15 protein-coding genes, 1 pseudogene and 1 riboswitch are annotated in these 19,418 nt (G+C 57.5%); of the genes and pseudogenes, 9 read left to right on the top strand and 7 right to left on the bottom strand.

From position 1 onward, the window contains the following. Nucleotides 1–509: 509 nt before the first annotated feature. The 3 genes and pseudogenes from ACYVGU_RS21220 to ACYVGU_RS21210 form a co-directional block, all read right to left on the bottom strand. Nucleotides 510–662: pseudogene (locus ACYVGU_RS21220) on the bottom strand (PAS domain-containing sensor histidine kinase); the annotation flags it as partial. Between the two features lie 12 nt (nucleotides 663–674). Then, nucleotides 675–881, bottom strand: coding sequence for a hypothetical protein (locus tag ACYVGU_RS21215; protein WP_460623735.1), 207 nt, complete (start codon nucleotides 879–881; stop codon nucleotides 675–677). An 11-nt stretch (nucleotides 882–892) separates the two neighbouring features. Then, a complete protein-coding gene (locus ACYVGU_RS21210; protein ID WP_460623734.1) occupies nucleotides 893–1,855 on the bottom strand; it encodes a site-specific integrase in 963 nt (320 codons plus the stop codon). A 528-nt stretch (nucleotides 1,856–2,383) separates the two neighbouring features. Here ACYVGU_RS21210 and ACYVGU_RS21205 point away from each other — a divergent pair. After that, nucleotides 2,384–3,616 (top strand): NADP-dependent isocitrate dehydrogenase, encoded by a 1,233-nt coding sequence (locus ACYVGU_RS21205; RefSeq protein ID WP_460615557.1) that lies wholly within the window; start codon nucleotides 2,384–2,386, stop codon nucleotides 3,614–3,616. Between the two features lie 99 nt (nucleotides 3,617–3,715). Here ACYVGU_RS21205 and ACYVGU_RS21200 read toward each other — a convergent pair whose 3' ends face one another. From ACYVGU_RS21200 to ACYVGU_RS21185, 4 genes are all read right to left on the bottom strand, one after another. Further along, complete coding sequence (locus ACYVGU_RS21200; protein WP_460623733.1) at nucleotides 3,716–6,031, bottom strand: PAS domain-containing sensor histidine kinase; 2,316 nt, start codon at nucleotides 6,029–6,031, stop codon at nucleotides 3,716–3,718. A 201-nt stretch (nucleotides 6,032–6,232) separates the two neighbouring features. Continuing rightward, nucleotides 6,233–6,589, bottom strand: a complete 357-nt coding sequence (locus ACYVGU_RS21195) for a hypothetical protein (protein WP_460623732.1) — start codon at nucleotides 6,587–6,589, stop codon at nucleotides 6,233–6,235. Nucleotides 6,590–6,630: 41 nt separating this feature from the next. Beyond that, entirely contained in the window at nucleotides 6,631–7,929 is a 1,299-nt protein-coding gene (locus ACYVGU_RS21190; protein WP_460623731.1) for a PAS domain-containing protein, read from the bottom strand. A 72-nt stretch (nucleotides 7,930–8,001) separates the two neighbouring features. Next, entirely contained in the window at nucleotides 8,002–8,442 is a 441-nt protein-coding gene (locus tag ACYVGU_RS21185; RefSeq protein ID WP_460623730.1) for a hypothetical protein, read from the bottom strand. Between the two features lie 474 nt (nucleotides 8,443–8,916). On the opposite strand from ACYVGU_RS21185, the gene ACYVGU_RS21180 reads away from it, so the two are divergent. From ACYVGU_RS21180 to ACYVGU_RS21145, 8 genes are all read left to right on the top strand, one after another. Next, entirely contained in the window at nucleotides 8,917–9,828 is a 912-nt protein-coding gene (locus tag ACYVGU_RS21180; RefSeq protein ID WP_460623729.1) for a bestrophin family protein, read from the top strand. A gap of 346 nt (nucleotides 9,829–10,174) precedes the next feature. Then, nucleotides 10,175–11,371 carry an MFS transporter gene (locus ACYVGU_RS21175; RefSeq protein WP_460623728.1) on the top strand — a complete coding sequence of 399 codons (1,197 nt, stop codon included), beginning with the start codon at nucleotides 10,175–10,177 and terminating at the stop codon, nucleotides 11,369–11,371. 101 nt (nucleotides 11,372–11,472) lie between these two features. Beyond that, nucleotides 11,473–11,545: riboswitch (Fluoride riboswitch) on the top strand. A 58-nt stretch (nucleotides 11,546–11,603) separates the two neighbouring features. Further along, a complete protein-coding gene (locus ACYVGU_RS21170) occupies nucleotides 11,604–12,929 on the top strand; it encodes a voltage-gated chloride channel family protein (RefSeq protein ID WP_460623727.1) in 1,326 nt (441 codons plus the stop codon). A gap of 332 nt (nucleotides 12,930–13,261) precedes the next feature. After that, entirely contained in the window at nucleotides 13,262–13,717 is a 456-nt protein-coding gene (locus tag ACYVGU_RS21165) for a thioredoxin family protein (protein WP_460623725.1), read from the top strand. A gap of 80 nt (nucleotides 13,718–13,797) precedes the next feature. Beyond that, the gene (locus ACYVGU_RS21160) at nucleotides 13,798–14,814 is read left to right on the top strand and encodes an FAD:protein FMN transferase (RefSeq protein WP_460623723.1); all 1,017 of its coding nucleotides are present in this window, start codon (nucleotides 13,798–13,800) and stop codon (nucleotides 14,812–14,814) included. Next, nucleotides 14,811–15,056, top strand: a complete 246-nt coding sequence (locus ACYVGU_RS21155) for a DUF4266 domain-containing protein (RefSeq protein WP_460623722.1) — start codon at nucleotides 14,811–14,813, stop codon at nucleotides 15,054–15,056. The genes ACYVGU_RS21160 and ACYVGU_RS21155 overlap by 4 nt, the downstream gene beginning before the upstream one ends. Before the next feature lie 30 nt (nucleotides 15,057–15,086). Then, the gene (locus ACYVGU_RS21150) at nucleotides 15,087–16,361 is read left to right on the top strand and encodes a DUF3570 domain-containing protein (protein WP_460623721.1); all 1,275 of its coding nucleotides are present in this window, start codon (nucleotides 15,087–15,089) and stop codon (nucleotides 16,359–16,361) included. A gap of 149 nt (nucleotides 16,362–16,510) precedes the next feature. Beyond that, nucleotides 16,511–19,393 (top strand): TonB-dependent receptor, encoded by a 2,883-nt coding sequence (locus tag ACYVGU_RS21145; RefSeq protein WP_460623720.1) that lies wholly within the window; start codon nucleotides 16,511–16,513, stop codon nucleotides 19,391–19,393. The last annotated feature ends 25 nt before the right edge of the window (nucleotides 19,394–19,418 follow it).

Here is a 19,418-nt window from a genome sequence, read left to right as displayed (position 1 = left end):
TGATACTGTAGAATCAGATGTTGTTCTCGGTGTTAGCTCTTCTAGCACGTAACGTTGCCGTAGAGAGAGCACCTCCGCCTATACTTGGGAAATACCTATGTCGATAGGGCCAACAATTTCCGCTGCTTGATGCAAGTGGAATAGCCAGCCTTATTGCTGGGGAAGGGAACAAGATGTAGCAGGCATAAGGAAATAGCAGGCAGAAATGCCTTAGCAATAAAATCTAAAATTAGATGGATAACTTTCGCCTTTGGATGAGGCGCGCCATAAAGAATTCCCATCCTAGATAGGCTACAGGAATATATAACCAGCTAATAAGTGTGGCCGATTTCTGTGGTAGAATAAACCCCGTTCTACTGTGGCAAGGCAGGTAGCTTAATTGTAAAGGTGCTGCCGTGGCCTTCCTCTCTCACGCAGGTAATCGTGCCCTAATGCAAGGCCACCACCCTTTAAATAATGGACACGCCCAGGCCGTTGGTCTTTTCCCCGCTCCGGCCCGTCCGGCGCGCTTAGGTGAAGTGCTCAAACAAGCCAGCCGGCAGCTCCTGCGGAATACTGATGCCCGTACCCGATATCGTGACGACCGCCTGCTCTCCGCGCCGAGCTACCCCCACCCTGATCTGGCCTCTATCCGGGGTGAACTTGATAGCAATGGAGATGAGGTTGTTGAAGACCTACTGCAGTTTGTTGATAGCCATCTCCACGTACCGCGGCGCGGTGGTGGCGTCGAAGTCGAAGTGCAGATGCGGATGGTAGGTCCAGCGCTGAAACTCCTTCATCATCGTGGCCAGCCAAGCCACCGGGTCGGCCCGTTCGCGCTTGAGCGTGTGCAGGAGTTTGTTGAGAAAATTGGTGGTGCGATCGACATCGATGAGCAGCACCCACCGCCGGTTTACAAACCTAACTTCTGGGCCGCATTGTGCTGACGTATGTTGTCCAGGCGGGTGTAGCGGCGAATCATGGTGGACGTCTTGTGCTTGGTCTGATTCATCACCTCCGAGTCATCGGCCCCGGCCAACTTGGCCACCGTTACAAACGAGGCCCGCAGAGAGTGGGCCGAAAAGGTGGGGCCTAAGTAACGCTGCACAATCAGATTCAGGTGTTTGTCGGTCAGGCGGCGCTCGGTGAGCCGGCTATTCTTGCGCAGGGATACCAGCAAGGGGCCTTCGCTGCGGCCTAGGGTTTTCAGCCAGCTTTGCAGGGACCGGATGGGGCAAAGAGGCAACTCCGGGGAGTAGAAAATGGCTTTTTCCTCGTTTTCGCCCAGCTGGTTGGTTTTGCTTTTCTTCAGGTCCACGATCAGCCCTTCCTCGGAAAAGCCGAGGTCCTCGATATTGAGGGCCGCCATCTCCGAGCGACGAAACGCGCCGGAAAAGCCCAGCAGCAAAATCACCTTGTCGCGCTGCCCCGCCACCGTCGTGCTATCGATGCCTTTGACGATGCGCTTGAAGGCTGCCAGCGTAAACGCGGGCGCCTGCTTTTGCCTCACACCTTTAACGCGCGAGATGCCTTCCATCAGGACCTTAAACTTCTTGTCGTCCGTCGGCGAGTCCACGCCGCGCAAGGCATGGGCCTTGCTGACGGCGGCGCAGTGACGCTGAATGGTGGCTACCTTTTTGCCGGTTTCCGCCAGGTGGGTTACAAAGCCGGCGAGCGTATCCACCGAGGCCGGCAGCGGCTCCAGGCTGTGGGCCGAGCACCAGGCACCGAAACGCTTCAGATCCCCGGCGTACGCCTTGGCCGTATTGGCGGCCCCGGACAAGCCGGCCTCGACGTAGCGGGCGGTGTGCTCGGCCAGCTCGGAAAGGGACGGCAAGGACGACGAGGTGGTGACGAGTCCGGACTGATTTTCCATGTAGCCTATATAAGGAGTAGCGGGACTAAAAATGGGCCGGAAAAGCGAAGATACGATAAGGTCCGATAAGTGATTATCGGACCTTACAAAGGCGAGGATCTTTACCAATCTGCCGGGCAACACTTTATAGTCTTCTCATATCAACATTGCAAACGTCCTGATTTCTTGAGTTTGCTTCAAGGTGCTATAAATTTCTACGGCAATGCTTGCGGCATGAGACTAGCCCCTACACTGTGCTAAACTGGATAAGGGCAGCAGAATAAATCTATGTTTACTAGGCATGCTGGTCCACCAAACCATTCCTAACCCGGTTGCAGTAACCGAATAGCTGGCTACCGAAACTCCCGGATGCGGTGAGTTGTGGCGGAATATATACTCCGTCCTTGGCTACCAATTAGTGGAAGCAGCCTTTTCGTATGAATAAGATGAAGGCAATTACTAGGCTTATATAGACCAGCAACTGCTGAACCCGTATTATTGGGGCCCGAAACCCCTCAACTTGCACCTTAAATCAGATTCCCCCACGCAATGTCAAAGATCAAAGTAGCAAACCCGGTAGTAGAATTGGATGGCGATGAGATGACGCGCATCATCTGGAAATTCATCAAAGACAAGCTGATTCTGCCCTACCTGGAGCTGGATATCAAGTACTACGACTTGGGAATTGAGTACCGCGACCAAACCGGCGACCAGGTAACCATTGACGCAGCCAAAGCCATTCAGCAGTACGGTGTGGGCATCAAATGTGCTACCATCACCCCGGACGAAGAGCGGGTAAAGGAGTTTAACCTGCAGCAGATGTGGAAGTCGCCGAACGGCACCATCCGCAATATTCTGGACGGCACTGTGTTCCGCGAGCCCATTGTGATGAGCAACGTGCCGCGCCTCGTGCCCAACTGGACGGCTCCCATTTGCATCGGCCGCCACGCCTTCGGCGACCAGTACCGTGCTACTGATTTCGTAACCAAAGGCAAAGGCAAGCTCACCATTACTTTCACGCCCGAAGATGGCGGCGAGGAGCAGTCGTTTGAGGTGTACAACTTTAAGAGCGACGGCGTGGCACTGGCCATGTACAACACTGATGAGTCGATCCGGGGTTTTGCGCACGCCTGCTTTAATCAGGCTCTGATGAAAGGCTGGCCGTTGTACCTCTCCACCAAAAACACCATCCTGAAAAAATACGATGGCCGGTTCAAGGACATCTTCCAGGAGATTTACGAGCAGGATTACCTGGCTAAGTTCCAGGCTGCCGGCATTACCTACGAGCACCGCCTGATTGACGACATGGTAGCCTCGGCGCTGAAGTGGAATGGCAACTTTGTGTGGGCCTGCAAAAACTACGACGGCGACGTGCAAAGCGACACGGTAGCGCAAGGCTTTGGCTCCTTGGGACTGATGACGTCAACCCTGGTAACTCCCGATGGTAAAACGATGGAAGCGGAGGCTGCGCATGGTACCGTAACCCGCCACTACCGCGACCATCAGAAGGGCAAACCTACTTCCACTAACCCTATTGCCTCCATCTTTGCCTGGACCCGCGGCCTGGAATTCCGGGGTATTCTGGACAACAACCAGGAGCTAATAAACTTCTGCAAGGCATTGGAAGCGGTGTGCATTGAAACTGTGGAAAGCGGCAAAATGACCAAAGATCTGGCTGTGTGCATTCATGGCAACAAAGTAGAGCACGGCCGCGACTACCTCTACACGGAGGAATTCCTGGAGGCGCTCGATGAAAACCTGAAAATCAAACTGGGCAAATAAGTCCAGCTGGTTTTAGATACAAAAGGCCCATCCGATTCTCGGATGGGCCTTTTCGTGCTAGGGTAATTTTCAACTTGAACCCCTGACGATACATTTTTTTTACAATGCGGATTGCACCTCCCGATAGCCTGGTAACAACACTGTAAAGGTAGAACCCACACCCAACTCACTCAGTACCGAGATGGTGCCGCCAGCATTTTCTATAATGCGCTTTACCATATACAACCCAATGCCGGAGCCCTCTACGTGGTGGTGCAGGCGCTGAAACAGGCCAAACAGCCGGGCCTGCTGCACTTCATCCAGCCCCAGGCCGTTGTCCTGCACTGCCAGCTTGAAAGTAGAGCCCATGCGTTGGCAGTGTAAACTTATGTGGGGCGCCCGATGCGGGTTACGGTACTTTACAGCATTACTGAGCAGGTTATAGATAATACTGCGCAGATGCTTGGGGGCAAATGAAACGGCACATCCGCTGGGCATTTCGACGTTGAGCGTAGCCCCGGCGGCGGCCAATCGGGGCGCTAAATCCATCCGGACTGACTCTACCAGTGCTGCCACGTCAACTGCTTCGGCGGGCTGCAGCTGGGCCTGTTGCAGCTGGGCCAGGTCAGTAAGTTGGGCAATAGTGAGCTGGAACCGGGCCACTGACTCCTGCATCATGGTGAGCAGACGCGGCACCAACGGATCCTGAAACGCATCCCTCGGCAGCTGTTCCTGCAAAGCCTGCACCAGCCCCAGCAGGTTGGTAATGGGCTCGCGCAGATCATGAGAAGCGGTATAGATAAAGGTGTCCAGGTCAATGTTGGTGCGTACCAGCTGCTCGTTGGTTTGCTTCAGTTCCGTAATATCGATGGCCGAGCCTATGTAGCCATACAAGTCTCCGTTAGGGAAATAGCTAGGAGCTCCCTGGGATAAAAGCCAGCGAAATTCACCGTCGTGGCGGCGCATGCGGTGTTCCAGCATGTAAACGCTACGCGACTGGATAGCCTGCTCCAGGGTGTGCTGGGCGTGCGCCAACTCCTCGGGGTGCATAAACGCCGACCAGCCCTGCATCATGTATTCCTCCAGGCTCACGCCCACAAAGTCCAGAAAGGCCTGGTTCACGTAACGAATGCTGGAATCCGGATTGACGGCCCACACTTGGTTGGGGGCCGCATCGGCCATAATACGGAAGCGCTCCTCGCTTTCACGCAAGGCCGCTAACGTGCGTTTCTGCTCGGTGATGTCGCGGGCTACGGCCAGCAGATGTGGCTTGCCACCCAGCTGCAGCATCACCAGACTTACTTCCACCGGAATAATGTGACCGTCTTTGTGACGATGCTGGGTTTCAAACTGTGTAACAGTCCCTTGTTGAGCCCGCGCGAACAGCTGAGCGAAGGTATCCTGCTGGTACAGCACATCAACATCGGGCACGCGCAGCGCCTTAATTTCCTGCGCGGAATAGCCCCAGGCCTCGCGGGCTTTGTGGTTGAGATAGGCAAACGTGCCATCTTCACGCATCAAAATAAAGGCGTCGCGCGCCTGATCGGCCATGAACTTAAACCGCTTCATTTTCTCGCGGCTTTTCGCTAGTTGCTGAGCAGCCACTACCTGCTCTGTAACATCGAAAGCACAGATGAGTACCCCCCTTACCGGCCCGCTATCTTCCCGAAGGGCCTGATAAACGAAGTTCAGGTAGCGGTTGGCCTCCTCCTCTCCTTTGGAGTGCTCAAAGGAAATGCACCGACCTAACTCCTCGTGGGTTTCGCCCGTGTCAAAAACGCGGCGTATGGTGCTGTACTCCAACTGATATATTTCATCAGGCAGTGCGTTCACGAAAGGCTGGCCCAGCCCCACAGTAGTAGGCAACAGTGCTTGGTAAACCGGATTAATGAGCTCGAAAACCAGGTCAGGGCCTGTGAGCAGGCAGATACCAACCGGAGCTTGCCGGAACACGTGGTGCAGGGGGCCATGTGCCAGCTCAGCGGATGGTAAAACCGCGTCTTCTTGCCTTAAAACAGACGATGATGAAGACGTATCGAAAGCAAAGATGCCAGCAGTGGCCTCACTGAAAGTAACCAGTACGCCCTGGCCAGAACGCTGAGCGGCTAATCGATACGTGGAGCTGGCACTCTCGGGACGCGGACGGAATACAAAATCACTAGGCTCCGATGAGGCATAAGCCGCCGCCAGGAAAGCGAATATTTCTGTATTACTAGTATGCGACCAGTGCTGCTGCAGAGTGAGTACGGGATGCTCCGGAAGACCTAGCAAATGCTGGGCGGCCGGGTTTACGTAGGCTAACTGAAAGTCGGAGATTTCACCTGAGCTACCATACAAGGGAGTACAGAATATCACCCCGCTGGGCGAAATGGCCAGCAGGCTCCGGAGTACATCCTCAGGCGTGGAAAAGGCAGCAAAAGAAGCAACGGGGTCCATGCGTTTTTGGCAACTTCAGAAACGCGGTGACCACCACTACGAGTAAGTGACAAGACCGCACTTACTAGCAAAGTAAGCTAAATAACCAGAGCAAATTACTGCGGGTGGCAATAAGTAGCCGCCCGGTAAGCTGGCTACCTGGCGGCTTAGCACTTTAACTACTAAAGCGCCCTAGTGCCACACTTTATACAAGTACGAGGGCTAGCTGGGGTTACGTTGCTCCAGTTGCTGCAGCACGGCGTCAATTTCAGCGGCGTACACGTCAATCTGCTCCAGGCCGGCGCGGGCCCGCTCAATGTTGCCCCGCTGGTATTGGGTTACCAGGTCTTGTCCATGGCGCAGCATCTGCTGTAGTATCCGCTCCAGGCTGCGTATCTCGGGAATAGGGCCGAATTGGGAAAGCAGCGTAGTAGCCACCCACTGCCCAAACGGGTTGTCCTGAACTGAAAACAGAGCAGCATCCGGCTCGCGCACGCCGTAGAGCACGGAGCGCAAGCGCGACTTAAACACCACCTGCTTGATGCGCGCATGCTGAAAGTCAAGACTAGTCAAGTCCATGGCGCAGGTGAACACGTGGTAGTGAAAATGCCAGCCACCCCTTATGCATGCGTAGAGCCGTTAGGATGCTGGAGCTGGTCGAGGAGTTGGCGCATACGCACCCGCTCAGTTACATCGAAGGAGAAGCTGAAAATCCCAACGATCTGGCCGTTTTCACGGAATGCCTGGTACACGAAATCAAAATAGCGTTCCTCAATGGTGCCCGTAAGGCGGCGATGAAGCTTGAGCAATACTTCGCTGCCGTGGTACGGCTCACCCGTTTGGTACACCGTGTCCAGCAAACTCATGAAGCCCTGCTCTACGGCTTCCGGCACTACTTCCAATACCGTTTTGCCTAGTAGCTCGCTCGTGGCGAACAGCTCCTGGTAGGCTGGGTTAGCAAATTCAAATACGTACTGCGGCCCCCGAACAATAGCAATCAGGGCCGGGGCCTGCATAAACAGCCGGTAAAAGGTTTCGCGCTGATTTTGGGCTAGCTGTGCGGCCGCATAGGCTTGGTCGGCAAGTACCAGTTGCTGCTCGTTGGCTACTGTGAGCTCCTCCACCAGCTGTTTTTGCGCATGAATATCAATACCACAGCCCAGCCACATGCTCACACGTCCATCTTCGAGCTGAGGCACTGTGCGCGCCAACACCCAGCGGTACTGCCCATCATGGCGCCGCATCCGAAACTCAGCTTCGTAGTGACTGCCGTTCGCTATGGATGTAGTCCAGGATTCTATTAGCTGCGGTAAATCATGGGGGTGAATCACTTCCTGCCAGCCCTGGGAAATATCAGCCGTTGCGGCGCGGCCAGTAAACTCCAGCCAGCGCTGGTTAAAGAAATCAATGGTGCCATCGGCCTGGGCCGTCCAGACCATAACGGGCAGGGCTTCCAGCGTGAACAGGGCCCGCTTTTGCGCGCTATTGAGTGCCTGCTCCGCGGCCTGCTGCTGCAATGCCGACAAGTGCTGCTCCGTAATATCTTCGGGATGTTGCAGAATATAAAGCAGGTGACCTTGCAGGTCTAGGATGGGGTAGTGCGTGATGCGCCAGTAACGCTGCTGGTAGCCCCCGCCCTCCGCTTCGGGGCGCAGCAGGTCGTAGCGCATGACGGGCATGGTGTGCGGCTGGCGGTGCACGCGCACAAACTCCTGCGACTCATTAAGTTCCTGCTGGCTTTCCGGAGCTGATGGGTAAGCCGCAAAAATATTACGCCCTACGGCCTGCTCCCGCGGCAGCATCGAGACGCCAACATGCTGGTCGGAGTTGTCAACGATTGTCCCATCGGGCTGCAGAAGCAGGTAGTTGTGGGGCAACAAACGAAACAAATGCTGGTAGTCGACGACGGCAGGTTGCATGCAGGAAAGGCAGGAAGCAAGAACGAAAAAAGAAGAGGCAACACCTCACCTGAAAGAAACAAACCCTTGAGTTTAGGGGCATTGCAGCAGCCAGGTAGCAGCTGCTTGTTCCTCATCAAAAAGGCGGTACGTGAGCGCCCCGGCGTGGGCCGGCTGGGTGCGTTGCGCCTCGGGCAAGCCCTCCAGCGCTCCGGGTGCCACCAACACGGCCCCGTAAACCGGCCAGTCTTGGTTGGATTCTGAAAGCCAGTACTCCACAATCCATTGGCTTTCTTCATCCGTGAAAGGCACCATCAGGCGCTGGTCGCCGAACAGCTTATTCCATTTGCGGAGTTGCAGAAGCCGGCCGGTATGGGTCAGGAAAGCCTGCAGGTGAAACAGGTCGCGGGGGCCGGCGTGGTAACGAATCAGAACGTACCCATCGGGGTGCTCCAGGATACGTCCAACCGGGTTTTCAAAATAGAGGCGCAAGGTGGTACTGCGTGTAATTGGGGAAGCAAAAGCGAGTAACAAAGCTACGCAGGAAATGTCATCAGCGGCAGGAGTGGGAGACCACCAGCTCAGGCAAACCGCAGGCCTAGTGTACTGCTCACAAGGCGCCTACACCGGGCGGCCTAACTACATACTTTAGCCTGAGAGCCCACAAGCTTCATTTTAGGCCCCGAGGGTAGGGCATCCACCGTTCTGCTTTAATGAATTTATAATCTGGTTTTAACGCTATTATAATCGACATATAATGAGCCTTTAATATGCGTGGGGCAAGGGAGGCGTACCTTTGTGGCAAGTAAGCCCGGGCAAGGTGAGAAGAAGGCTGAAGGCGTTAGTGATACACTTTTTCGCCCTTGCCGCGCCTAGCAGGAGCGTGCGTCCGTAGAAGCTCCCTAGCCCTCTGAGGTGCTGAAACCGGAGCAACAGTCCTGCCTCCTCGGAAACGTATTGCTACCCCACCAGGCCGGCCGGTAGCGCCTGCCTTCCTATTGCTTGTATATGCTACTCGACACCCGACTTCCCATCCGCTATATCTTTACCCGCATCCGGCCGGATATTATCCGAGTACTGGTTATTTCTGCTGTATTTCAGTTGCTCAAACTGTTTTTCAGCGACTATATCCCCCAGATTCCGCTGCAGCTGCCCACTATCCTGGGCAGTTCCATCTCCCTGCTTCTTGCCTTCAACATCAGCCAGTCGTATGACCGGTGGTGGGAAGCGCGCAGGCTTTGGGGAGCCGTCGTGAATGACTCGCGCACGCTGCTGCGGCAGGTGCAGGGCTTTCTCCCGGTTGGTCTGTTTGACTCAGCTAGTCTGGCAGCAGAACTCCGGGCTGTAGCCTACCGACAGATTGCGTGGTGCTACAGCCTGGGGCACAGTCTGCGCGGCCAGGATTCTACGGCTGCGCTGCAGGCATATCTGCCGGCGCATGAACAGCAGTATGTGCAGGCGCACTCCAATAAGCCCCTAGCCCTGCTGGCCCTGCATACCGCTCAACTCAAGCAGCTCTACCAGAAGCAGGCATTCGATTCCTTTCAGTATGTGCAGCTCGACTCCACGCTGGTGCGACTCTGCGACTCCATGGGCGGCGCCGAGCGCATTAAAAACACGGTTTTTCCGGTCAGCTACCGCCAGCTGATGCACTTTTTTATCTACCTGTTTCTGCTCACCCTATCGCTGGGGCTGGTGGAAACTATTGGGCTGTGGGAAATACCGGTGCTGCTCGTGACGGCCTCCACCTATTTCCTGCTGGAGCGGACCGCCCGGTATATGCAGGACCCCTTTAATGATAAGCCCACCGATACGCCCGTCACGTCCATTGCGCGCACCGTCGAGATTAACTTAAAGCAATTACTGCAAGAAGCTGAAATTCCAGCGCCTATAAAGTCTGATACCTTTTATATTATGTAACCCCTAGTGAATAGTGCTAACCACCACGAGGCAAGCAGAACTGCTTGCCTCGTGGTGGTTATATCGTTTGGCAAAGCCCAGGCTCTAAGCCGGGTCGCAGGCGCACATTCACTTGCCATGACCTGTATTCGGGCCAGGCATTGCAAAAACATATAGCCAATTAATCAGAAAGAGGAGAAGCAAGGCATGTACCTTCAGGCAACTGTTGGCTGAAAATCACTAGCCCTCAGTGCTGCCTAAACCGTATGGAAAAGTTGCCGGCGACACGGCCCGCCTCGATTCTAGTAAGGCTTTGGGGATGAACGTAGTGTATCTGATACCCATTTTTCCGGTTTTACTCCCGCTGATGCGCCGCCTTCCTCTCCCGAGCTACCTTACCCGCGCCGTCTGGCTGCTCTCGCTCATCAGCCTGTTCACTGATTTGGCCAGCGAGATGCTGTATCCGGTTATGCCGTTGTATCTGCAGTCCATTGGCTTTTCGGTGGTGTATATCGGGCTGCTGGAAGGCGTGGCGGAAGCGGTGGCGGGGCTTAGCAAAGGCTACTTCGGACAATGGTCTGACAGACTGGGCCGCCGGGTGCCGTTTGTGCAATGGGGCTACGGACTGAGTGCTTTGTCAAAACCGATGCTGGCGGTGCTGGCCACTCCGGCCTGGGTGCTGCTGGCCCGCACCGTGGATAGGCTGGGCAAGGGCCTGCGCACTGGCGCTCGGGATGCTTTACTTTCGGACGAGACTACCCCCACGGACCGCGGCAAAGTGTTTGGCTTTCACCGCTCCATGGATACCCTGGGGGCCGTTCTGGGCCCATTGGCCGCCTTGGGGTGGCTTGCGGCTCATCCTGCGGCCTATCGCCCGCTGTTTCTGTGGGCGTTTGTGCCGGGAGTGCTGGCCGTACTTATTTCGTTGCTGTTGCGCGAGCGGCGGACAATACCCTCGGGGCGGCCGGTGGTGCCGTTCTGGGCCTCATTCAGTTACTGGCGCCAGGCCTCGCCCGCGTACCGGCGGGTGGTGGGCGGGCTGGTTTTGTTTGCCCTTTTCAATAGCTCCGATGCTTTTCTGCTGCTGCTGGCCCGTCAACGGGGTCTTTCAAGTCCGCAGGTTATTGGCCTCTACATCCTGTATAATATAGTGTACGTGCTTAGCGCCTGGCCGCTGGGCCACCTCTCCGACCGACTAGGGCCCCGCAAGCTCCTAACCGGCGGACTAGTGGTGTTTGCGGGCGTGTATGGTGGCATGGCCCTGGCGCACGATGGCTGGGTGTTCGGGCTGTTATTTGCCTGTTACGGACTATACGCGGCCGCTACGGAAGGCGTTGGTAAAGCTTGGATCAGTACCCTGTGCGCACCCTCTGATACCGGCGCCGCCCTGGGTACCCTTGGGGGCTTGAGTAGCCTAGCCGCGCTCGGTGCCAGCGCGGGCGCGGGGTTGTTGTGGCAGTGGCAGGGCGCGGGCCTCACGTTTGGGCTGGCGGCTGCCGTGGCGTTGGGCGTAGCCGGGTACCTGGCCCGCGTGCCGGCTACCTTTAATAAAGCGCAAGCTTAACCTCTTAAATCATCAGCCAACGCAGGGTAGTTGCCATACTCACCAGCGGAAAGAAAGACTTTCCGCTGGTTTAGCATCCAGGCAAACTCTCTATATTTGCTTTCATAGTAGGTGATGGATTTCCACCTGTAACCGCCAAAGCCCTGGCTTTGAGCTGATGATTCCTACGCAACCTACGGGCTTCCTTGTCCGCGGCGCGTAGGTTTTTTTATTGGCTTTCACTTCCCTGCTTGTGGCTTCTCGATTTTCCCGCTTATTCCGGCCAGTACTGGCCCTCGAGCAAACCTCTCACCTCCTGTTTCTGGGCCGCTGGCTGCTGATTTGCGCCGTTGTGGGGGTACTGGTAGGCTCGGCCTCGGCCTTCTTCCTGCTGGCCCTCGATTGGGTTACGGCCTGGCGCGAAGCTCATGCCTGGATAATCTGGCTGCTGCCCGTGGCTGGCTTTGTGGTAGGCGCCAGTTACCATTACCTGGGCCAAAGCGTAGTGAAGGGCAACAACTTACTACTTGACGAAATTCATAACCCCAGCAAGGTTGTTCCGCTCCGGATGGCTCCCTTGGTGCTGTTTGGCACCCTAGCAACTCACCTGTTTGGCGGCTCGGCAGGCCGCGAGGGTACGGCCGTGCAGATGGGCGGCACCCTGGCCGACCAGCTTACCCGCCTGTTGGGCTTGCGCCCCCGCGACCGGAAACTGCTGCTCATTGCCGGTATCAGCGCTGGGTTTGCCTCCGTGTTCGGGACGCCGCTGGCCGGAGCCGTGTTTGGGTTAGAGGTCTTTTTGCTCGGGGCTATTCGCTACGATGCTATCCTGCCCAGCTTTCTGGCCGCCATCAGCGCCGACCTGGTCACGCGGGCCTGGGGCGTGGGGCACACCCACTACCCCCAGCTAGGTGCTGAACCTATTACCATCCTCGGGTTGCTGCTTACCGTTGGAGTAGGTAGCCTGTTTGGTCTCACGGCGCGGAGTTTCGCTGGCCTCACGCACCAGGTTACGCAGTGGTTTAAGCACGTATCTTATCCACCGCTTCGGCCGGTGCTGGGTGGGGCCCTTGTGGCTCTGGCCGTGGCGGCATTGGGCACCACCAAATACATTGGCCTGGGGGTGCCCACCATAGTAGCGGCCTTCCAGGCCCCGCTACCCCCGCAAGATTTCCTGCTGAAGCTGGCTTTCACGGCCCTGACGCTGGGTTGCGGCTTTAAAGGCGGCGAAGTAACACCCCTCTTTTTCATTGGCGCCGCTCTGGGGTCGGCGCTGGCGCTGGTGGTGCCGCTTCCGGTGGCCCTGCTCGCGGCTATGGGTTTTGTAGCGGTGTTTGCGGGTGCTGCCAACACGCCGCTGGCCTGTACCCTAATGGGAATGGAACTGTTTGGAGCGCAGGCCGGCGTATACCTGGGACTGGCCTGTGTATCAGCATACCTGTTTTCGGGGCACGCCGGCATTTATTCCGCCCAGGTGATTGGCCACGCCAAGCATTTGCGCTATGCCCGGGAGCGGGGCCGCACCCTAGGCGATATTTCCGCTAGCCGCCAAAATTCCCGCAACCGCCCAACCACTTAATTAAACCGCTAACGCTTTCTATGCTAGCTGCACTGTTTAGGCGGTGGTGAAAAAGCCGTCTGTACTTATGCAGGCTGATACCGGGGTGCATGGCTGCAGAGTAAGAGGCCGCTGGCAGTGCTAGTAAACAGCAGTTCAGGCATCGTAGCAGTCGGATTTACTAGGCTCCGGAAGCACGTCAACCTCGCGTTATGCACGCGCCCTTCAGGTGACAGACGGTAATAATGTTCCGGCCGCACAACTGCGCAGTAACTCTTGCGTTAAGCGAACAACATTTCAGGATTTAATGTTATTTTAATCCCGAGACATTGTTCCATCTACGCTCCGACGCCATGCGAAATCTGATAGTGTGTGTACTTCTCTTGTTAAGCACCCGGAGCGTGCACGCGCAAAGCCCTGACCTTAGTTGGAACACTGACCTAGCCGTTGCCTTGCAGCAGGCCAAGGCCAGCAATAAACCTGTGCTGGTTGTTTTCTCGGGTTCCGACTGGTGCAAGCCCTGCATCATGCTCAAGCAGGAGGTGTTTGATACGCCCGAGTTTGCCAGGTTTGCCCAAGACCGGTTCGTGCTGACGCGCTTTGACTTCCCGCGCAGCAAGAAAAACAAGCTTTCGGCCGCCCAAACCAAAACCAATGAGCAGGCAGCGGCGCAGCTGAATAAAGAAGGCGCGTTCCCGTTGGTGCTCCTGCTTTCGCCGGAAGGCAAGGTGCTGGCCAAAACCGGCTACCGCCCAGGTGGCGCTACAACCTACGATGCGCATCTTACCCAGCTGCTGACTAAACACTAAGTCCTGTGCTTTACCTTCCCAACTGGCCTGCCGCGCGCGCCACCAAGTACTTACTGCTCCTGACAGTTAGTTGCCTCCTGATGGCCCCACTAGCTGCCGGCGCGCAGACTCAAGTGGCTGCCCCCAAACCGCGCACCTTCACCCGCTCGGCCCACCTGATGGGCTCTCACTTCACGTTTACGGCCGTTTCCAGTGATGATTCGCTGGCGTGGCGCGCCATTCGGGCGGGTATTCGGGAAGCGCAGCGCATTGACCGGCTGTGCTCCTACTGGGACTCTACCTCGCAGATTACGCAGGTAAACCGCGCCGCCGGCCTGCGGCCCGTGGTGGTGGACCAAGAGGTATACGACCTAATTGCGCGCACCCTGAAGCTTTCGGAGCTGAGCGGCGGCGCCTTCGACATCACCTTTGCCGGGGGTGAGAAAATCTACCGCTTCGACCGCCAGGAGCACGCCGCGCTGCCCGCCCCGGAAGTGGTGAAAGCCTCCGTAGCCCGCATCAATTACCGCAACGTGCTACTCAACCCAGCCACGCACTCCGTGCTGCTGCGGGAGAAAGGTATGCGCCTGAACCTGGCTGGTATTCTGCAGGGCTACGGGGTGCGCCGCGCGCAAGCCCTGATGAAGCAGATGGGCGTGACCGGCGGCCTCATAAACGGTTCCGGCGACGTTTCGTGCTGGGGCCGGCAAGCCGATGGCTCCTTGTGGCGCATTGCCATTGGCGACCCCGCCTTTCCGCAGTCCGTGTCTTCCTGGGTGCGCCTGACTGATGCCGCCGTGGTGACGGCTGGTAATTACGAGCAGTACTTCACCGTGAAGGGAAAGTACTACGGGCACATCATCGACCCCAAAACCGGCTACCCGGCCACGGGGCTGCGCTCCGTCACCATCATCTGCCCTGATGTGGAACTGGCTGATGGGCTGGATGAAGTGGTGTTCGTAAAAGGACCGGAGGCTGGCCTGGCCTTTATCAACCAGCTGAAAGGCGTGGACTGCACGCTTATCACTAATGATGGCCGCACGCTTACCTCCAACGGCATGGCCGTGAATTATTATTCTACCAAGCAACCGCCGGCTGCGGCCGCCCCTACCCCATGACGTGCGCCCAACCCTTACTTTCTAGAATCCGATTGCTGGTATCCGGCGTGTTGCTGCTCTGCGGAAGTGGTCTGACCAGTTGCGTTTCGGTGGCCGCGTACCAGAAAGTGTACCTCAATGATGAGGACATGAAACTGGCCAACAAGCGCGTGGAAGTGTATGAGACCAACTTTGAAAGCTACCGCGAAGGCGCGGGCGGCGCCAATGGCGGCAAAGTAGGGGGCGGCTGCGGCTGCAACTAATTGATACCGAACCTGCTCTTCTCCCCTGCCATGCCCTCCCCTCTTCTTCGGCCCGCGGGCCTGCTGCTGGCCCTGGTGGCCCTGCCCGTGCTGACATTTGCGCAAGCTACGCCCACGCCCAACCGCGTGGATGGCTACGGGGCTCCGGCCACGACCGCCCCGAGCCCACCCAACCCCAGCAACCACGGCGAAACGGAGATTAACATCCTGTCGAGCTACTACTCTCAGGATGGCAACCACAGTGCCGTGGAAGGCGGCCAGGGAACCCAGCAGCTCACTGATTTCACGCCGACCATCATCCTGAATGTGCCGCTGGATTCCGTTACCCGCGTTTCGGCCAACGTGGGCATGGACTATTACGCCTCAGCTTCCACTGACCGCATTGATCAGGTGCTGTCTTCAGCCTCGGCGCATGATACGCGCTACCACGTGGACCTGGGCTACTCGCGCCAGCTGGCTGACAAGCGTACCCTTGTTGGCGTGGGCGGCGGTTTTTCCAAGGAGTATGATTACCTCTCGGGCAACGTTACGGCTTCCTGGGCGAGGGCATCCGCCGATGGCAACCGGGAGCTGAGCGTGGCCGCGCAGGCCTTCTTTGACCGCGCCACCCTGATTCTGCCCGCCGAGCTGCGCCCCGGGGGCGCCGGCGAGCACGGCTCGGGCAAGGATACGAGGCAGAGCTATAACCTAAACCTGGTGTACTCGCAGGTGCTCACCCAACGCTTGCAGGTGGCTTTCAGCACCGAGCTGGTAGCCCAGCGCGGACTCTTGAGCACACCGTTTCACCGGGTATACTTCCGCGAAACCGGCGGCGCGCTCGGCACGGCCCGCGCTGAGCTGCTGCCCCGCCAACGCCTGAAGTATCCGGTGGGCGTTCGGGCCACGTATTATGCGAGTGACCTGGTGCAGCTGCGTGGTTTTTACCGCTTCTACAATGATAACTTCGGTATTACGGCCCATACGTTGGAGCTGGAAACGCCGGTGAAGGTGACGCCCTTTTTCGTGCTCTACCCCTTCTACCGCTACCATACCCAAACCGCCGCCGACTACTTTGCGCCCTACCAGGAGCATTCCATCACCGACGAGTACTACACCTCCGACTACGACCTAGCCGGGTTCTCCGCTCATAAGCTTGGAGTAGGGTTTCGGTATTCGCCCGTGTACGGCATCGCGCGCTTTAAAACGCCGTTTGGGGGCCGCGTAGCAAAGTTCAAGTCCCTGGATGTGCGCTACGCCTATTATCGCCAGAGCACGGGCCTGACTGCCAGCCTCATCAGCACCGATTTATCCTTCACCATGCCCTAGGCTTCTGGAAAGCAGCAAGTGTGTGTACACAAGAGTTGACTTGACAATATCTCGGTATACTGCTTTTTCTATGAAGGCAACAATTACATAACGATTCCTACAACTTAAGGACATAGCAGAAGAGGAGCTTTGCGGCATACTTCTCTACTATGTCAGTCGCACGTTTACAGCTTCAGATTTTCCTGGTTTTACTAGGGCTCGTGAGCAGCCTAACCGCTCTTGGGCAAGCCGCCACCGGCACCATCCGCGGTACGGTCCTCGATCAAAAAACCAAAGAGCCCATTATTGGGGCCAGCGTAGGGGTAGTGGGCACCACCATTGGGGCCTCCACCGACCTTGATGGCACGTTTGCCCTGGCCAAGGTACCTACCGGTACCCACACGCTCCGCATCAGCTCGGTTTCGTACGAGTCGAAAAGCCTGCCCTCCTTACAGGTTGAGGCTGGCAAAGTAGTGGTCATCAACACCAGCCTGGCCGATGCTTCCGCCGCCCTTGGCGAGGTAGTCATTACGGCCCAGCGCCGGACCAATACCGAAGTTGCCGTTATATCGGAAGTACGGAATGCCCAGCTGGTAGCAGTTGGCGTATCGGCCGAGCAGATTGTGCGCTCCCAGGACCGGGACGCGGCCCAAATTGCCCGGCGCGTACCCGGCGTATCCATTCAGGACAACCGCTTTGTGCTGGTGCGCGGCCTTACCCAGCGCTACAATGCCGTGATGCTTAATGATGTGCTCACGCCTAGCTCAGAAGTAGATACGCGGGCCTTTGCCTTCGATATGATTCCGAGCAACGTTATCGACCGGATGCTGATTTTCAAATCGGGCTCCGCCGAACTGCCCGGCGACTTTGCCGGCGGCGTAATCAAAGTATACACCAAGCGGGCCCCCGAGGAAAACTTCACCAACCTAAGCGTGCTCAGCGGCTACCGCAGCGGCACCACCGGCCAGCAAGTGCAGCAAGCAGAAGGCGGCAAATACGACTGGCTCGGCTTTGACAGCGGCAAGCGCACCATTCCTAATAACTGGCCAGCCCGTCTCAGTGATGAGTACTCCAGCGCGATGCGGGCGGCCTACGCCCGCCAGCTGCCCAACCGCTGGGGCGTGAAATCCCTGCAGGCCGCGCCTGATCTGCGCCTGTCGTTCAACATGGGCCGCCGCTTTGAGCTGGGCGAAAAGCAGGTAGGCACCCTGACTAGCGTGAACTATGGCAACTACAAGCAGGCCACGGATGCCCGCCTGAGCTTCTACGAAAACGGCGCCGACCGCAACCAGCTGGCCTCCTACTACAACGACCGGGTGTACGGCAATGAAGTTCGCCTCGGGCTGGTGCAGAACTTCTGGCTGCGGCTGAACGGCCGGAGCACCCTGGAATTCAAAAACCTGTTCAATCAGCTAGGCACCGCTGAAACGGTAGTGCGCGAAGGCCAGGACATCACCCAAACCAGCAACGATGTGCGGGCCTACTCGCAGCGTTTCGAGAGCCGCAGCATTTACTCGGGCCAGTTGCTCGGTAACCACGAGCTAGCCAACGACAAAACCTCTGTGAACTGGGTAGGCGGCTTCTCGAACACCCACCGCACCGAGCCCGACTGGCGCCGGGTGCGCTACATCCGCCCCATCGGCGCCATGAACGGCGACGGCCAGCCGGCACCTTTCGGGGTTTCGACGCCCAATGACCCTAGCCTCACGGAGTCGGGCCGTTACTTCTCCAAGCTCAATGAGCGCGTAGGTACGGTGGCCCTGAATGTGGTGCAGCAAATTACCCGCGACTCTACTAACAAGGAAGGCGGTATCAAGCTGAAAGCCGGCCTTTACGCTGAGCGCAAAGACCGTGACTTCAGTGCCCGATTCTTCGGGTACGGCAGCGTGGGCAATACCAGCGTAACGCGGACGCTGCCCGTGGAGCAGGTATTTGCCCCCGAAAACCTGACCGGCCGCGACGGGAGCTTTACCCTGGAAGAAGGCACGGACCCCAACGACTCCTACGCGGCTAACAACACGCTGCTAGCCGGTTACGCCAGCTTAACCCTGCCCCTGGGCAAGTTTACGGGTACCCTTGGTTTCCGCGGCGAATACAACGACCAGCAGGTAACCAGTGAGCTGCGCGGTGGCGGCCTGACCAATGGCGGACGCCGGATTTTCAGCCCCATGCCTTCCCTGAACGTCTCGTATAACCTGACCGACCAGATGCTGGTGCGCGCTGCCTACGCCTCTACCATCAACCGGCCCGAGTTCCGGGAGCTGGCGCCATTCCGCTTCTATGACTTCAACCTGAATGCGGATATCCAAGGCAACTACGCCCTGCAAACGGCCACCGTGCAAAACCTGGATCTGCGCTGGGAAATGTACCCCACTAGCGGGGAGCAGATTACGGTGGGCGCCTTCTACAAGCACTTCACCAACCCCATCGAGAACTATCTGCTGACCACGGCGACCGGTGCCAACAGCCTCAGCTACGCCTTTGTGAACACGCAGTCGGCCCAGAACTACGGCGCCGAAATTGAAATCCGCAAAAGCCTGGCCTCGTTTTCCGAGTCGGCTTTCCTGCGCCGCTTCTCGCTGGTCGGCAACGCCTCCTACATCTTCAGCCAGATTGACTTGGGCGAAACGGTAAACGTGCCCGACGCCAGCGGCCGGGTGGAAGCCCAGAATGTAAGCGACACCCAAACCCGCCGCCGCCCCCTGCAAAACCAGTCGCCCTACCTCGTAAACCTGGGCGCCTATTATGCCAACGAGGAAAAAGGCACCCAAATCAGCGCCCTCTACAACGTGGCTGGCCCGCGCATCTACGCAGTAGGTACGGTAGTAAACCCCACCGTGTACGAAGCGCCCCGCAACGTGGTAGACCTGGTAGCCACCAAGCGCCTGGCCAAGCACTGGGAGCTGCGCGCTGCCTGGCAGGACGTGTTTAACCAGCCCGTGAAGCTAGTTCAGGATACTGACCGCAACGATAAGTATTCCGGCGGCGACCAGACGGTGCGCACGTTCCGCCGCGGCTCCAACACCACGCTGGGCCTGACTTTCACCTGGTAGCCAACTGCTCCTCGGACTAGCCCCT

The organism is Hymenobacter tenuis, assembly GCF_054780495.1.
This window is presented reverse-complemented; position numbering and strand designations above follow the sequence as displayed.

What these genes read in the sequence shown, in the direction of transcription:
- ACYVGU_RS21200 (WP_460623733.1), bottom strand. Translation starts at nt 6,031, where the DNA reads ATGGACCCCGTTGCTTCTTTTGCTGCCTTTTCCACGCCTGAGGATGTA.
- ACYVGU_RS21180 (WP_460623729.1), top strand. Translation starts at nt 8,917, where the DNA reads ATGCTACTCGACACCCGACTTCCCATCCGCTATATCTTTACCCGCATC.
- ACYVGU_RS21205 (WP_460615557.1), top strand. Translation starts at nt 2,384, where the DNA reads ATGTCAAAGATCAAAGTAGCAAACCCGGTAGTAGAATTGGATGGCGAT.
- ACYVGU_RS21195 (WP_460623732.1), bottom strand. Translation starts at nt 6,589, where the DNA reads ATGGACTTGACTAGTCTTGACTTTCAGCATGCGCGCATCAAGCAGGTG.
- ACYVGU_RS21190 (WP_460623731.1), bottom strand. Translation starts at nt 7,929, where the DNA reads ATGCAACCTGCCGTCGTCGACTACCAGCATTTGTTTCGTTTGTTGCCC.
- ACYVGU_RS21160 (WP_460623723.1), top strand. Translation starts at nt 13,798, where the DNA reads ATGGCCCCACTAGCTGCCGGCGCGCAGACTCAAGTGGCTGCCCCCAAA.
- ACYVGU_RS21165 (WP_460623725.1), top strand. Translation starts at nt 13,262, where the DNA reads ATGCGAAATCTGATAGTGTGTGTACTTCTCTTGTTAAGCACCCGGAGC.
- ACYVGU_RS21175 (WP_460623728.1), top strand. Translation starts at nt 10,175, where the DNA reads ATGCGCCGCCTTCCTCTCCCGAGCTACCTTACCCGCGCCGTCTGGCTG.
- ACYVGU_RS21150 (WP_460623721.1), top strand. Translation starts at nt 15,087, where the DNA reads ATGCCCTCCCCTCTTCTTCGGCCCGCGGGCCTGCTGCTGGCCCTGGTG.
- ACYVGU_RS21155 (WP_460623722.1), top strand. Translation starts at nt 14,811, where the DNA reads ATGACGTGCGCCCAACCCTTACTTTCTAGAATCCGATTGCTGGTATCC.
- ACYVGU_RS21145 (WP_460623720.1), top strand. Translation starts at nt 16,511, where the DNA reads ATGTCAGTCGCACGTTTACAGCTTCAGATTTTCCTGGTTTTACTAGGG.
- ACYVGU_RS21210 (WP_460623734.1), bottom strand. Translation starts at nt 1,855, where the DNA reads ATGGAAAATCAGTCCGGACTCGTCACCACCTCGTCGTCCTTGCCGTCC.